Source organism: Synechococcus sp. R50.1 (assembly GCF_047462115.1).
In the GTDB taxonomy this organism is placed as follows: Bacteria; Cyanobacteriota; Cyanobacteriia; order Thermostichales; family Thermostichaceae; genus Thermostichus.
On record NZ_JANSIN010000005.1, the window covers coordinates 1 to 14338 of the forward strand.

At 58.2% G+C, this 14338-nt stretch carries 12 protein-coding genes; 10 read left to right on the forward strand and 2 right to left on the reverse strand.

What is annotated here, in order from left to right:
- Positions 1–130: 130 nt before the first annotated feature.
- On the reverse strand, positions 131–1441 hold the full coding sequence (locus tag NW870_RS02370; RefSeq protein ID WP_414373719.1) for a serpin family protein: 1311 nt from the start codon (positions 1439–1441) through the stop codon (positions 131–133).
- Positions 1442–1711: 270 nt separating this feature from the next.
- Between NW870_RS02370 and NW870_RS02375 the strand changes: the two genes are divergently transcribed.
- From NW870_RS02375 to NW870_RS02410, 8 genes are all read left to right on the forward strand, one after another.
- Positions 1712–2236: a DUF192 domain-containing protein gene (locus NW870_RS02375; RefSeq protein WP_414373721.1), complete on the forward strand. Its 525-nt coding sequence runs from the start codon at positions 1712–1714 to the stop codon at positions 2234–2236.
- Between the two features lie 166 nt (positions 2237–2402).
- A complete protein-coding gene (locus NW870_RS02380; protein ID WP_414373799.1) occupies positions 2403–3698 on the forward strand; it encodes a bifunctional sterol desaturase/short chain dehydrogenase in 1296 nt (431 codons plus the stop codon).
- A gap of 183 nt (positions 3699–3881) precedes the next feature.
- Positions 3882–4652 (forward strand): DUF4397 domain-containing protein, encoded by a 771-nt coding sequence (locus tag NW870_RS02385; RefSeq protein ID WP_414351985.1) that lies wholly within the window; start codon positions 3882–3884, stop codon positions 4650–4652.
- A gap of 183 nt (positions 4653–4835) precedes the next feature.
- The gene (locus NW870_RS02390) at positions 4836–5726 is read left to right on the forward strand and encodes an FAD-dependent thymidylate synthase (RefSeq protein ID WP_414373723.1); all 891 of its coding nucleotides are present in this window, start codon (positions 4836–4838) and stop codon (positions 5724–5726) included.
- A gap of 77 nt (positions 5727–5803) precedes the next feature.
- Positions 5804–6490: a class I SAM-dependent methyltransferase gene (locus NW870_RS02395; protein WP_414373725.1), complete on the forward strand. Its 687-nt coding sequence runs from the start codon at positions 5804–5806 to the stop codon at positions 6488–6490.
- Between the two features lie 414 nt (positions 6491–6904).
- The gene (locus NW870_RS02400; RefSeq protein ID WP_414373727.1) at positions 6905–8452 is read left to right on the forward strand and encodes a sugar transferase; all 1548 of its coding nucleotides are present in this window, start codon (positions 6905–6907) and stop codon (positions 8450–8452) included.
- 10 nt (positions 8453–8462) lie between these two features.
- Positions 8463–9230, forward strand: coding sequence for a phosphoribosylaminoimidazolesuccinocarboxamide synthase (purC, locus tag NW870_RS02405; protein WP_414373729.1), 768 nt, complete (start codon positions 8463–8465; stop codon positions 9228–9230).
- 61 nt (positions 9231–9291) lie between these two features.
- Entirely contained in the window at positions 9292–10707 is a 1416-nt protein-coding gene (locus NW870_RS02410) for a DUF2157 domain-containing protein (RefSeq protein WP_414373730.1), read from the forward strand.
- A 165-nt stretch (positions 10708–10872) separates the two neighbouring features.
- On the opposite strand, the gene hemC is transcribed toward NW870_RS02410, so the two are convergent.
- A complete protein-coding gene (gene hemC, locus NW870_RS02415; RefSeq protein WP_414373731.1) occupies positions 10873–11859 on the reverse strand; it encodes a hydroxymethylbilane synthase in 987 nt (328 codons plus the stop codon).
- A gap of 278 nt (positions 11860–12137) precedes the next feature.
- On the opposite strand from hemC, the gene NW870_RS02420 reads away from it, so the two are divergent.
- Both NW870_RS02420 and NW870_RS02425 read left to right on the forward strand, forming a co-directional pair.
- Positions 12138–12599, forward strand: a complete 462-nt coding sequence (locus NW870_RS02420; RefSeq protein ID WP_011433386.1) for a YlqD family protein — start codon at positions 12138–12140, stop codon at positions 12597–12599.
- Between the two features lie 187 nt (positions 12600–12786).
- Entirely contained in the window at positions 12787–14280 is a 1494-nt protein-coding gene (locus NW870_RS02425) for a glycosyltransferase (RefSeq protein ID WP_414373732.1), read from the forward strand.
- Positions 14281–14338 lie beyond the last annotated feature (58 nt).

The following is a 14338-nucleotide window of genomic DNA, read 5'->3' on the forward strand; positions in this document are numbered from 1 at the left end:
TTGTACTTCATCAAAGCGCATTCCTCCCGGCAGTGACCCTACGGGTACAGTGCGGGGCTCCTGCGATTTCTAGCTGAAGAGCGATCTGCACGCCCGGTAAGAAGTCAGCAAGCTGCCCTGAGGGATCCCCTTATTCAGGATCCACTAGGGATCCCATGAACAACACGGTTTGGGCCGCTGGGTTGCCGCCGGATCCGGAGGCCACAATGGCAAACCAGAAGGGCCGATCTGCCACAAATTGAAAGGGCTCTTGCCGGTCGACAGCAGTCCGGGAGACGATCACCCCAGTAGCGGCTGCCGCCTCGGATCCCTCTTCGTTCACTTCAATTGCTGCTTTGTGCAGGACTCTGCTGATCCGCGCTGGCTCTGGGGTCATCTGGCTGAAGTCGGCTCGGTTGGAAAAGGCAACTCCCAGGCCCAACTGCTGCAGAACGGAAGTGAGATCCGTTTCATAAGCCAATTCAAATCTCGGGATCCGCACCGAACCTGCACGGGGGCGCAGGGATCCCGTCCATTCTTGCCAAGTTTCCGGGCTCAGCTCTGCCCGCAGCGATTCCAGCTTCACTCCCTTCTTGGGCAGCAGGATCAGCATTTCCAGTTCTCCTTCCCCGTAGGGCAGGCTCACCACCTGCAACTGCTCGGTTTCCAGGTAGTCGTAACGACCTGATTGAACCATCATGGGTACTCGGACGCGGCGGCCATCCAACCGAGTAAAGGGCTGAGTTTGGGTGCGCTCCGGATCGAAGGGCTGAGTCCACTCGCCTTTGAAGTAGATGGCATTGAGCAAAACCATCAAATCCTCGCGGCTGAGGCGATCCACAATGCGGTTGATCTTGCCCTGGGTGCGCTCGGCCACCCAGCCGTTGATCTGGTTCACCGTTTGCCGGGATCCCAAATTCACCCGATTCACCACCGCTTGGTAGTAGGTGGCCAAAGCCTGCAAAAACTGGGGCTGTAAGGTGAGGGTTTGATCCACCCAGAGGCCGTTGGCCATTTGCACCTGGACTGGCCCTCCTGCCGGGGATCCCTCCGCCAGCCAGCCCACCATTTGGGCATTGCTCCAGTTCAACTCATTGAGGGAAAGGTCCTGTGCCTCCAGCACCTCGGCCATTGCCGTTTGAGTCTCCCCAGAGGCGCCGTTGTAGAGCATGCTCAGGGCCAGGCGGATGCTCAAGGGGGAGAAAAAGAGGTTCTCTTGGGGCTGCTGACGGAGCAGGTGATCAAACAGTTTCAGCGCAAAGCGGCTTTGGGCTTGTTGGGCCACGGTCTTTTCCCCATACCCTTCCCCATAGGTCACCGTTGGCTCAAAGGGAATCCGCACCGGGGTTTCCTGTGAACGGGATCCCATCCCGTGAGTGGGCCAGAGGCCCAGGAGCCCCAGGCCAAGCAGAGCCAGAAGAGGGATCCGGCTCACCAAGGATCGATTAAACAGGTCTTTCATAGGGCTCTCCTGGCAGAGTCTATGGCTATGCTATCGGGTCGGTTGTGGACTTCCCTTGCCCAGGGACGCCATTTCCGCTGCGCTCAAGGTGGAAAGACGCAGGCAGCTTCCGGCAAGCAAGAATTGGCAAGGCTCTCCCAGGGGGGAACTTCCTGCGTCTGGCTGGTCAAGTCGCAGCAGCAGCGTCTGGCGCGATAGGATGAAGCCTGCACAGGAGAGTGCCACATGGTTCTGTTCACGATACACGTTCCAAAAGGGTGCAGAGTCGCCTTGGGCCTGGCTCTACTGCTCCTGGGATCCGGCTTGGGATGTACTGCTGCCACGGAGAGATCTCCCGCCTCACAAACTCAGGTAACCGAAGCCATCTCTCCATCCCCCCCAGCCATAGGGCAGCCCCAGCAACTGCCGGTTGAAGCCGAAGTCACCCTTGCCGGCCAACGCTTTGAGCTAGAGGTGGCCCGCACCCCTGAGCAACAGCGCTTGGGCCTGATGTTTCGCACCGATTTGCCGCCGGATCGGGGCATGTGGTTTCCCTTTGATCCGCCCCAGCCAGCTTCTTTTTGGATGTTCAACACCCTGATCAACCTGGACATCATTTTCCTCTACCAAGGCAAGGTGGTGTACATTGCCGCCGATGTGCCCGGTTGCCCCGCCCAACCCTGCCCCACCTATGGGCCGCCTCCTTCCCAGTTGGTGGACGGTGTGCTGGAGTTCCGCGGCGGGACGGCTGCTGCTTTGGGTTTGGCCGTTGGAGATCCGGTCGAGATCCGAGAGCTTCAGCCCGTAGCCCCTTGATTTCTACCTCCCCTCTCCCTGAGGGAGAGGGGCCGGGGGTGAGGGAAGACAGGCTCGCAGATGATCTTTTGAAGAATCTTTGCGATGATTTTTGAGAGTCGCCAACTGAGTCCATAAAAGAGGCGACCGCGAGCTCAGGATTGGTTTGGCTACTGCGAGCGAGCCTATGGATGTCGGCAGCGCGAGTCATTGGATAGGGGTGGGGGCCGTCGCCCTAGCCTCCATCCTTTGGGCTGAGATCGTGCGGGATGTGCGCCATTGGCTGGCCCACCGGTGGCCCTGGCTGATGCCCAAACACATCCTGCACCACCGCCTGTTCCGCCCCGACCTTAGCGTGGTGGATGCACAGCTGTACCGAGAATCCCAGTGGCACCACGACGTTCCCGAAGCGGCGACGATGATCCTGGCCGGGATCCCTTGGGTGGTGGTATTGGGCCAGGGATCCCTGCTGTACGGCCTGGCGGCAGCGGTGGGGGTGGTCTACTCGGCCAGTTTCTGGGTGGCTGGTATGCTGCGGGGTTGGGGGCTGGCCCTGCAGACGGATATCACCCACCAGCCGGGGCCTTTCCCCGTTCCTCCCAGCCAATGGCATGTCAACCGCGCTTACCACTGGCGGCACCACTTCGACGATACCAACGCCTATTTTTGCGGCACCCTGACTCTCGTAGATCGGCTCATGGGCACCAGTCTCTCCTTGAAAGGCAAGCGAGTAGCCGTCACCGGCGCCTCCGGCACCCTGGGCCGGGCCTTGCTCAAGCATTTTCACCAGCAAGGGGCCAAAGTCATCGCCCTCAGCTCCCATTCGGATTCGGTTCACATCGAAGTGGACGGCCAGATCCAGCCGGTGGAGACCGTTCGCTGGCAGGTGGGGCAAGAGGGATCCCTGGCTGAGCTGCTGGAGCGGGTGGATATCTTGGTGCTCAACCACGGCCTGAACGTCCACAGGCAACGGGATCCCGAGTCTGTCCGCCAGTCCTATGCCGTCAACACTTTCTCCAGTTGGCGCCTAATAGAGCTGTTCTTCCAGACGGTGCGCGGCAACCCTGAGATGGCCACCAAAGAGGTGTGGGTGAACACCTCAGAGGCTGAGGCTAGCCCTGCTTTCAGTCCCCTCTACGAGCTCTCCAAGCGGGCCCTAGGCGATCTGGTTACTCTGCGCCGCCTCGATGCTCCCTGCACAGTGCGCAAGCTCATCCTCGGCCCCTTCAAGAGCCAGCTCAATCCCATTGGGGTTATGTCGGGAGATTGGGTGGCCGCTCAGATCTTGGCCCAGGCCAAACGAGACTGCCGCAACATCATCGTCACCATCAACCCCCTGACCTACTTGCTTTTCCCGCTCAAAGAGCTGGCCGTGAGCACCTATTTCCGCCTGTTTAGCCGTCGGTCTCCCCAGCCAGGGATCCCTGCCCCCAACCCAGATCCTGCAGGTGGGGCCGAGTCCGGTGATTTGCCTTTGGTTTAGTTAAAAGGAACTAGATCCCAACCCGTTCCATAGCTCTATGGCATTGGGCGCAAAAGTGGAGTAAGACAAGAGCAGGTTCCTTGGCGTGCCAATGGGAACTTTTGGGGAGCGAGAGTGCCCTCCTTGGGTTTGCAGAAATACAGCAGTTCGATCCCTGATGAGCGTTGGGTGTGAGGAGTAGGAGTGAGCGTGAACATGGTGCGACAGTGGGTGAGCGCAGTACTCTGCGTGGTGGGTGGATCGTTGATGTCGGGGCTGTTGTCCGGCTGTGCCATCCCGATGCCTTCGGCATCTGCAGGGGTTTCTGAAGTGCAGGTGCGGTTGGTGCATGTGGCCCCCAATGCCCCTCGGATCGACTTGGAAGTGGGAGGGGTGAGAGCTGCTCGGGGCATAGCCTATGGCTCGGTGAGCGAGTACGTGCGCATACCGGCGGGCGAGTACGACATTGTTTTGTTTTCAACGCCTGAGAACCCTGGCCAGCCTGCGAGTTCTTTGGTTGCGGCCAGAACCGTAGCCAATCTCAGGGGCGGGGGAGTATTCTCGGTGGTTGCTGCCAACGAGCCGAATCGCATGACGGCCCTGGTGCTGGAAGACAACATCCATCCGCCCTTTGATCAAGCCCTGGTGCGGTTTGTCCACGCTGCCCCTGATGCGCCGGCCCTGCAATGGCAAGGGGAGCAAGGGCGGGTACTGCTGCCCCAGTTGGCGTTTGGACAAGTATCCACCTTTCAAGCTATGCGCCCCGGCTTTACCCAAATTCAAGTGGCCATAGCCCCTTCAGCCTCCGCGCCAGGTGTGCAGTCGGCTCCCAGCCGGAGCATTCCCCTGCAGCGGTTTGACCTGCAGCTGGAGGCGGGGAAAGTCTATACCCTCTACGTAGCGGGATTGTTGCGCAGCAATCCAGCCCTAAGCCTGGTGCTGGCAGAGGAAACTCGAGCTCGCAGGCTCCTATAGCCAAGGTGTTTCGGTCTCTCTTCTCCTTACACTGAGTTAAGGAATACCTCAGGGTGGGGGCAGATAGGGAATATGCTCTGTGGTGGAGCAGGCCAATGCCGTTGGCGTTCTCCGCTGCCAATATGATCTTACAAGGATCTCAGAATCCTAACATGCGGTGCGAAGCACTAGGGGATGCAGCCTGTGGATGCTTTGTTTCAAGTTGTGGTGCTGAATCAAACCCCAGATCCAGAACGGGTCATCTACCAGGCAATGCACCAGGATTACAGCCCTGATTTTGTCACCTCAGAAAGCCGGATCCCGGAAAAGTATGGAGAGGCCGTGGTGCGGCATTTGCTGGAGGGCAACCGTGGCCACTATGGGCCTCTAGAGCATCCTCAGATCACGTTTGGGGTAGGCTATTTTCCCCATGCTGTCATGCAACAGGCCCGTACTCATCGGGTGGGAATTTCTTTTGATGTTCAATCCTTCCGATATACAGGCCAGCAAATTGCCGATTTGGGCAAAAAGCTCTTGTTCGCGTCAGCGGTGCGGAGCACAACCGAGACTGCTGCTCCTGTTGGCGAGACCGGCTACGGTTGCGTCAGCGATCGCGTCAGCGGGCCGGAGGCCTATCGCGACAGCGGTGCGGAGCACATTGCGGAGCACAGTGGCGGGACAGAGTCCTCCTTGTCTTTGCAAGAGCTGGAAACTTTGTTTTACGTTCCTGCCAGCGTCAAAGAGGGCAAGGCCAAAACCCGCCAAGGCTTTAGGCCCATCTCCCCCGAAGCTTTGGATATCATTCTTGCGCAATATCGCAGCCAGGCCATTGCTTATTATCGCCTGGTAGAAGAGTGCGGATTGCCCTATGAAGATGCTCGCAACATCATTGGCTACGGGATCCGACAACACTTCGTGGTCTCTTTCAATTGCCGTAGTCTAATGCATTTTTTGGATTTACGAGCCAAAGAAGATGCTCAACGAGAAATTCAACATCTGTGTGAACTGATTTGGCCCCACTTTGAAGCGTGGTGTCCCCACGTGGCGGCCTGGTATCGTAAGCATCGCTGGGGAAAGGCTCGATTATCCCCCTAAACTTAGTTTAGATAGATATGCTCTGCTAACCCCTTCTGCGGCTAATCCTGTTTTTGATCTTTTGTTGGGTTACGGGTATGGATCCCAAAGCTTATGAGCAAATGGCAGGCTTGGAAGACCGGCATTGGTGGTTTTTGGGTCGCCGTCACATTCTGAGTCGGGTTATTGGATCCCTGTCGCTTCGCCCCTCTGCTTATATTTTGGAAGCTGGCTGTGGTAGCGGCGGCAACCTGGAGATGTTGTCCAGATTTGGCAAAGTTTGGGCTATGGAAAAGAGTGAAATTGCACTGCCGCTGGCCCAAGCTCGCGGTATTGGGATCGTGGCAGAGGGGGAGTTGCCAAACCGGATCCCCTTTGGTTCTCAACGATTTGATTTGATTGCTTTGCTGGATGTGCTGGAGCATCTGGAGAATGACAAAGAAGCTCTCCTAGCCCTCAGTCAAAGGTTAACCCCATCTGGCTACTTAGTTGTAACTGTTCCGGCTTATCCGTGGCTGTGGAGTTTACATGATGAGCTTAATCATCACAAGAGACGATATACCCGCGGGCAACTTTTGTCGTTGCTTAAAAGCTCAGGTCTAGAAGTTTATACCCTTGTTTTCTTCAACAGTTTTCTTTTCCCAATCATTTCAGGGATCCGCATAATGCAGAATAATGCAGAAAGTGCTTCGCCTGAGGGAAAGCCAAGATCTGAAAATGCCGCCGCTTTGGCTCAATCGACTGCTGACGGGTATTTTTGCTGCAGAAGCCTATCTGATACCTAAGTTTTCTCTGCCCTTTGGTGTATCTCTGCTGGCAGTAGCCGGCCCGGCAACGAAATCGTAGTATCCTGTCATCATTGCTGTTCTCAGACTGCACTTTGATCATTGCTTAAACTCTCATGTTTCGACATCCAATGTCTGCAATTCTGGTAGTTTCTACAACAGCCTTTTCCGACGGTACTTAACTCACTCAACAGGGATTTTTATCTCTTGCATGATGAGGATCCCAATTACTTAAAGAACTTATTTTGTGTCAGCAGCATGAAGTCCTTTGAAGCTGGGAAGGGCCGTCAATAGAATTATCTGGTGAGGGCTACCCATTCAAGTTTTGGTCAACACTGATCTTGTCCAATAGCCTCAGATGCACAATCTTTTCTGTAAGATTGTCAACAGTCTTGATGCCGAAGGAGATAACCCTTGGCCGAACGCGGCTATAAAACTCGTCTGGATCTACATCGTTTGTGGGTGCCCTTGGCCTGTTTTGGCGATGGCCTTTGTATTTGGTTGGCCTTTGGGGCGGGCTACTGGCTGCGCAGCTTGCGTCCTCATCAGCTCTTGCCTTGGGATGTCTACGCGGCCTTGGGATTGTTGACCGCCCTCAGTTATTGGGGCATTCAGGCGGGCTTAGGCGGATACGGTGAGTCGAAGCGCTTGTCTCGCTTTGAAGAATGGGCCAGTTTGCTGGTGGGGTTGGGATTGACGTTTGGTTTGGTGCTGGCAGGGGCCTTTTTCGTTCGCTCGGTCTCTTTGTCGCGGCTGGTGGTGGGCTACGCCGGCTTGTTGGCTCTGCTGAGTTTGACTTTGGTACGGGTGGGGTTGCGGCTGGGCATGGGCTGGTTGTGCTCTAGGGGCTACGGTCGGCGGCAGGTCATCTGGGTGGGATCCTGGTCGGTGTTGGCGGAAGTGTTGGAGCGATTGCAGCGATCCCCGCAGTTGGGCTTCCAGGTAGTCGCCTGGGCAGGCGTAGAGCAAGGCTCTTTTGAGGAAGATCCCCCATCTCAAAATGGGGATCCCCGGCCAGACTCATATCCAGTACTGAACACCGCCCGCCCTACCTCTGACGGGGTTAAGTCTGCCGCCAGGACTCCGCCAGGAACCCTCTCCCGCTTGTGCAGTCAGCCTGAACCTTCCTGGTCAGCTCTCGAGCGGCTGGATCTGGCCCATTTGATCGCCTATCTGCAAGCTCACCCAGAAGTGCAAGAGGTGTGGTTTGGGCAACCGGAGCTGGCAACTGCTCCTCTATTGCTCAGTTTGCAAGCGTTGTCGGTGCAGGTGCGCTTGGTGCCGGATATCTTGAGTTTTTTAACGGTAAACTTCAGCCTACAGTCTCTCGACGGGATCCCTCTGCTGACTCTGCGCCAGCCTCCCTTACGCTATGCCCACAACCGTTGCATCAAACGGGCCATCGACATTCTCGGCGCCTCTCTAGGGCTTGTGCTGCTGAGCCCCCTGTTGTTGGTGATTGCCCTGTTGGTAGCCTGCACTAGCCCTGGCCCCATCTTGTACTGGCAGGAGCGGGTGAGCTTGGATGGCCGCCGCTTTTGGATTGCCAAGTTTCGCACCATGCGGGTGGATGCCGAGGGATCCGACCGGCCCGGCTGGACGCGCCCTGGGGATCCACGGCGGACGGCGGTGGGGGCCTTTTTGCGCCGCGCCAACTTGGATGAGCTGCCCCAACTGTGGAACGTGTTGAAGGGAGAAATGAGCTTGGTGGGGCCTCGCCCAGAGCAGCCCTATTTTGTGGAGCAATTTAGCCAGGAGATCCCCAAGTATCCTGATCGGCATTTGGTGAAAAGCGGCCTGACTGGCTGGGCCCAGATCCACGGCCTACGGGGGGATACCAGCATTGCCCGCCGCACCCAGTATGATCTCTATTACGTGCAAAACTGGTCGCTGTGGCTGGATCTGCGCATCTTGGCCATCACCTTCTGGCAAGGGATCCGCGGACGGCTGGCCGGATACTAGGGGTTAGCGTATGCCATTCTCCCCCCAAGAGCTGCTCTACGAGGGCAAGGCCAAGCGCATCTACCGCACTGCCGATCCCAGGGTTTATCTTTGCCAATACAAAGACGACGCCACGGCCTTCAACGCCCAAAAGCGGGGATCCATCGCCGGCAAGGGAGAGGTGAATTGCACCGTCTCCAGCCATGTGTTTGCCTACCTGGCGCAGCAAGGGATCCCCAACCATTTCTTGGCCCAAACCGGCCCCACCGAGATGCAGGTGCGAGCCTTGCACATCCTGCCTTTGGAAGTGGTGGTGCGCAACCGCACAGCGGGTAGCCTCTGCCGACGGCTGGGCCTGGAGCAGGGCCTTCCCATCGAGCCGCCGCTGGTGGAGTTCTATTACAAAAACGATGCCTTGGGGGATCCCTTGGTGACCCCAGATCACATCCGCCTATTGCAGTTGGCCACGCCGGAGCAGGTGGAGCGCTTGGGATCCCTGGCTTTGGCCATCAACAACCATCTGCAGGCTTTCTGGCGAAGCTGCCGCCTAGAGTTGGTGGACTTTAAGCTGGAGTTTGGCCTGGACGAGAAGGGAGAGATCCTGCTAGCCGACGAGATTAGCCCCGATACCTGCCGTCTTTGGGATCGGGGGGGATCTGAGCCGCGGGTGCTGGATAAAGATCTCTTTCGCTTTGATCTGGGGGATCCGGTGGCTGGCTACCAGGAGGTGCTGCAGCGAGTGCTCCAGGCTACTCTCCCCTCTCCGTCTGGGAGAGGGGCCGGGGGTGAGGGACTATAATCGCCTCAGCGATCCCACTCCTTTAACGCCCGAGCCTCCTTTCGCTTGTCGGGATCCCGCCATGACCTCTCCCCGCCCCCCCTACCCCGGCGAGCGTTTCCGCCGCCAACTGGCCGACCTGCTGAACACCTGGGTGGAGCAGGGGTTGATCGAACCTGCCCAACGGGATCGCCTGCGGGAGTATTACCAACTGGAGAGTTTGCAACGCTCAGCCGGCGGGCGATTTGCCCTGGTGCTGCTGCTGTTTGGCGCAGTTCTGGTGGGCCTAGGGGTGATCTCCTTTGTGGCGGCCAACTGGGCTGCCATTCCCCGCTGGGCAAGAGCCTGGGGGTGCTTGGCCCTCATGGTAGGGCTGCAGGTGGCTGGCTTCCAGGTTTGGCAGCAGGGATCCCAGCGTCTGGGTAGCGCCCTGCTGATAGCCGGTGAACTGACCCTGGGAGCCTGTATTGGCCTGATGGCCCAGTGGGTTCAGCTTGGGGGATCTGCGGCAGGCTTGTTTTGGGCCTGGGGGATGGGCAGTTTGGCCATGGCCTACAGCTTGCGTCACAGCCCCAGTGGTGTACTGGCCTGCCTTCTGCTGGGCTTGGGGATGGTAGCCGACTTCGTGGATTGGGGGACTGTCAACTTCCTCTATCCTTGGTTGACCCTGGGCCTGCTGGTTCCTCTGGCCTATTGGTGTTGCTCTCGCTGGGTTTTTGCCCTGGCCGTGGTGAACTTTGGCCTGGCGTTGCAAGGGTTAGCCGAGCGTTTGGGCAGCTCTTTCCAAGGTTTAACCCTTTTGCATCTGCTTGGTGTTGCAGTTGTGTGGGGGTTGGGTCTGTGGCACCAACGCCATAAGCCTTGGCTAAGCCGGGTTTTAACTGAAGGAAGGGATCCAGAGCTTCCCGGCGAGCTGGAGCAAGGCTTGGATTTGGCCCCGACAGCCCAGAACTTGGCTCTGCTGGGGCTGGGTGTCCTGCTCTATGTCTGGAGCTTTGTCGGGACGTGGGTCGATCTTTCCGAGGATCCCCTCTGGAACGCTGGGGATCCCTGGGCGAGCTTGTCGGCAGTGGGGTTGCTGCTGCTGACGGGCTGGGGCTGGTGGCAGGGTTGGCAGGAGAAGAGATCCCAGCCCGTTTCGTCTTGGCTGAAGGATGCTGCTGTTCTGATTTCTCTGGTTGCCTTGGCGCTTTTGCTGGGGATCGGCAGCGCTGTGCCTTTGAACGTGACGGCAGGAGCAGCCTTGGTCCTCTTTGCCCCCTGGATAGTGACCTTGCTGTTGCTGGGGCTGTCAGCAGTGCTCTGCTGGGAAGGGCTACAGCAAGGGCGGCGGGGGCGCTTCTGGCAGGGACTGTTGGGGCTGACCCTGGTGGTGCTGACCCGCTTTTTCGAGTACCCAACCGGCCTGTTGGCCAAGTCGGCGGTGTTGGTGGCCTGTGGGATCGGGGTAATCTGGCTGGGGCTGAAATTTGAGCGGCGGATTTTCTCCCGTCTCTAATTCTTGCCCTTCTAGGAAGCCAAGCCCCGCTACATGATCAAGCAGCTGCGAATGCGAATTTCCCATCTGAGTGCAATTCACGTAGGGGGGACTTCATTGTTCCCCCTTTTCTTCAGCTGACCCTAGCTGAAGTTCTCAAAGCCTACTCAGAAAAAGTAGGAAAGCCTAACGGCGGGCCTGGGCAAAAATGGCTTGCAAAATCTCGTCGGCCCCCTGCTGTTTTAGCTTTTCTGCAAGAGCCATCCCCACTGCCTCGGGATCGGCGGTGGATCCCGTCTGAGTATCGCGGATGAGCCGCCGGCCATCCAGGTCGGCCACCATACCGGTTAGGTGCAGCGCCTCCCCTTGGACTTGGCTGTGAACGCCAATGGGCACTTGACACCCTCCTTCCAAAGCCCGCAGGAAAGCTCGCTCTGCCAAGCAGCGGGCTGTGGCCTCCGCATCGGCCAAGGGTCGGATAAGCTCCAGAATCCGCTCATCTCCCTGCCGGCACTCGATTCCCAGGGATCCCTGGCCAACCGCGTACAGAGACACGCTGGGATCCAACACCTCGTGGATCCGGTCGGCTTTGCCCAGACGCTTCAAGCCGGCCACCGCCAAAATCAGGCCGTCGTACTCCCCCCGATCCAGCTTGGCCAAGCGGGTGTTGAGGTTGCCCCGCACATCCTTAAAGTGCAAGTGGGGAAAGGCATGGCGCAGTTGGGCCAGCCGCCGCAGCGATGAAGTGCCGATCACCGTCCCCTCTGGCAGGGTGGCCAGTCGGTAATCCCGGAACTTTTCCCCCACCACCAAAGCATCCAGGGGATCCTCCCGCCGCGTGATCGCCCCCAACACCAAGCCCTCCGGCAGGCGAGTGGGCAAGTCTTTAAGGCTGTGTACCGCCAAGTCGCTGCTGCCGTTGAGCAGGCTAACCTCCAATTCCTTGGTAAAGAGACCTTTGTCTCCAATTTTGGCCAGGGCTACATCCAGGATGATGTCTCCCTGGGTGGAAAGGGTGTTGAGCTCCAGGGGTAATCCCGGATGGTGTTCTTGCAACTGACCCATCACCCACTGGGTCTGCACCAGAGCCAACTCGCTTTTTCGAGAGGCGATCCGCACCGGCTCGGTGATCCCAGCAGAGGGCTTGGAAGGGGTCGAGGCCCGTTCGCTCATGGCTGCCGCAAAAAAGAACACTGTCTCTCACGCTAGCCGAATCTGTGCCAGGGCAAGGCGGCGGCCTTTAAGATCCTTAACCAAAATTGCAGTTTCCCGAAATCAAGACTTTACCGCAGGGATCCCAGCCGGTAGGATAAGTAGATGGATTCTCCGGCTCGGCGGGGGAGGATCCGGTCTGTCAAGCTCCTCTTCCCCAACCCCAGAGCTTTTGAGGGGAGCTTTCTACAATGGGCACAAGCCCCTGGTTTGGTTGGTCGTCTGCCTGGATGAGTCTTATGGAAGAAAACAACGTCAGCAACGGCACTCAATTACTGCTCAAACGCAACATTCCCGTTAAGGTGGTGGTCACACCCCTTTGGAAAAAGGAAATGCAGGAGCAATTAGAGCGGCAGATCGAAGCCACCGATGCTCAGATGCAACAGCTGGAGTTTCAGGGCAAGCGGGCTATTGCCGAACTGGAGAAACAGAGCCCCAACCCCAACAGCCCCCAAGTGCTCCAACAGGTGGAAGCGGTGAAAAGCCGCGTGAACGAGCAGAAAATCCGCCTCTTGGATCAGAAAAACCAATTGTTGCAGCAGATCAACCAACTGAGCACCCTGGAGCTTAACCAAGAAGTGCTGCAGGGCAATGTGGAGAGCTTCTTCCGAGTCCAAAAAGGAGACAACCTGATCCAGAAAATGCAGGTCGAGATCCTTCTGGAAGATGGGGTGATCAAAGAGATTCGCGGTAACCCATAGGCTACTCACCCCCTTGCCGGAGAAGCGGCAGCCGGGATCCCCAGTTTTTCTCGCCTGTAGGTTCTCGAGAACTCCGTTTCGCCAACACAATGGGTGACAATAGGTAACAACCTCTTAACAGCCTTTGGGTTAACGCTCGCACAGGCTGGCGAGGTTGGGTAACATTGCCGCCCGGGGGAGGATTCCCATGTCTGAGTTCGTCTGGTCAGAGCCAGAGCCTCTCGAGGATCTTCATCTTCCCGATTGGTTGCTCACCTCGGCCCAGCGCCGCCGTCTCAAGGCTCTGCTGGTTCTGGCCATGGTGTGGGGGTTGGTCAGCCTGATGCATGTGGTGCCGACGGCCCGTTGGATCACCGTTGGTTTGGCCACGTTCATGGTGATCCACATTAGCCGCTTATTTCGCCTGCAACCGGCGACCTCCCTGCCCCCTCTGAGACTTCCTCCTGCCGCTGCGACCCGCCGGGACCCCAGGTCAACAGATAACAGCGATGACCCTAACAACAATGACTCTGTCCTGCCAATGCAACGGGATGGGCAGAGCGGTCTTGCTAAGTTCGGTGACGAGTTGGGCGGGCTGGCCTTGCCCCGTGTGGCTGTGTTGATCCCAGCCAAGAATGAGAGCGCAGTGCTCCCACGGCTGTTGCACAGCTTGACCCAGCTCCGTTACCCCACCAGCCATCTGGAGCTGTGGGCCATCGACGACAACAGCAGCGATGCCACCCCTGAAGTTCTGCGGGAAGCCCAAAAGCGGATCCCCCATCTGCGGGTTTACCGGCGGCAGCCGGGGCGGGGCGGGGGTAAGTCCGGCGCCCTCAACGAGGTACTGCCCCTCACCCAAGGGGAGATCATCCTGGTCTGCGATGCCGATGCTGTGGTGCCCTCGGATTTTCTTGCCCGCACTCTGCCCTTGTTTGTTCAAGTGGGAAGCCTGCGCAGCCGTTTCAGCAGACGGACGGTAGGCGCTGTCCAGGTGCGCAAGGCCCTGAGCAACCCCAACGTCAACTTCTGGACTCTGGGGCAGGTGGCGGAAATGGCCTCTGATGCTTACTTCCAGCAGCAGCGCGTGGCCGTGAGGGGCATTGGCGAGCTACGTGGCAACGGCCAACTGGTGCGGCGAGATGTTTTGGAAAAGTGCGGCGGCTGGAACGAGGCCACCCTCACCGACGACTTGGATCTCACCTTTAAGCTGCACCTGGCGGGCGTAGATATCGCCTTTCTGCCAGAGCCGGCCATCGTCGAAGAAGGGGTCACCTCTTGGAAAAGCCTCTGGCACCAGCGCTGCCGCTGGGCAGAAGGGGGCTACCAGCGCTATCTCGACTACTGGCCAGGGATCCTCGGTCGCCGGATGGGGATGGCCAAAACTGTGGATCTCTGGGCCTTCTTTATTTCTCAGTACTTGCTGCCGATGGCCTTGGTTCCCGACACCCTCTGGGTGCTGTTGGCGGGCCACTCCTCGGTGCTGCTCCCCTTGAATGCTCTGGTGATGGGCTGCCTGACGGTGGCTTTTTACCGGGGGCTACGCCAGGTGGAGGGCTTGCGCGGACGGCGACTTTGGTGGCACACTGCCCTGGGCTTGGTCTACATGCTCCACTGGCTGCCGGTTATGATCGCCACAACCGCTCGCATGTGTGTACAGCCCAAGCGCCTAAGGTGGGTGAAAACTGTTCATCACGGCGCTTGAGGTCAGCAAGTTGGATCCAATCCTGCTATCCTAGTCAAGCACCTGCTCACGCCCTGCT

Excerpts from the sequence above, each read along its gene's own strand:
- NW870_RS02380 (WP_414373799.1), top strand. The coding sequence starts at position 2,403 with ATGGATGTCGGCAGCGCGAGTCATTGGATAGGGGTGGGGGCCGTCGCC.
- hemC (WP_414373731.1), bottom strand. The coding sequence starts at position 11,859 with ATGAGCGAACGGGCCTCGACCCCTTCCAAGCCCTCTGCTGGGATCACC.
- NW870_RS02410 (WP_414373730.1), top strand. The coding sequence starts at position 9,292 with ATGACCTCTCCCCGCCCCCCCTACCCCGGCGAGCGTTTCCGCCGCCAA.
- NW870_RS02370 (WP_414373719.1), bottom strand. The coding sequence starts at position 1,441 with ATGAAAGACCTGTTTAATCGATCCTTGGTGAGCCGGATCCCTCTTCTG.
- NW870_RS02420 (WP_011433386.1), top strand. The coding sequence starts at position 12,138 with ATGGAAGAAAACAACGTCAGCAACGGCACTCAATTACTGCTCAAACGC.
- NW870_RS02395 (WP_414373725.1), top strand. The coding sequence starts at position 5,804 with ATGGATCCCAAAGCTTATGAGCAAATGGCAGGCTTGGAAGACCGGCAT.
- NW870_RS02425 (WP_414373732.1), top strand. The coding sequence starts at position 12,787 with ATGTCTGAGTTCGTCTGGTCAGAGCCAGAGCCTCTCGAGGATCTTCAT.
- purC (WP_414373729.1), top strand. The coding sequence starts at position 8,463 with ATGCCATTCTCCCCCCAAGAGCTGCTCTACGAGGGCAAGGCCAAGCGC.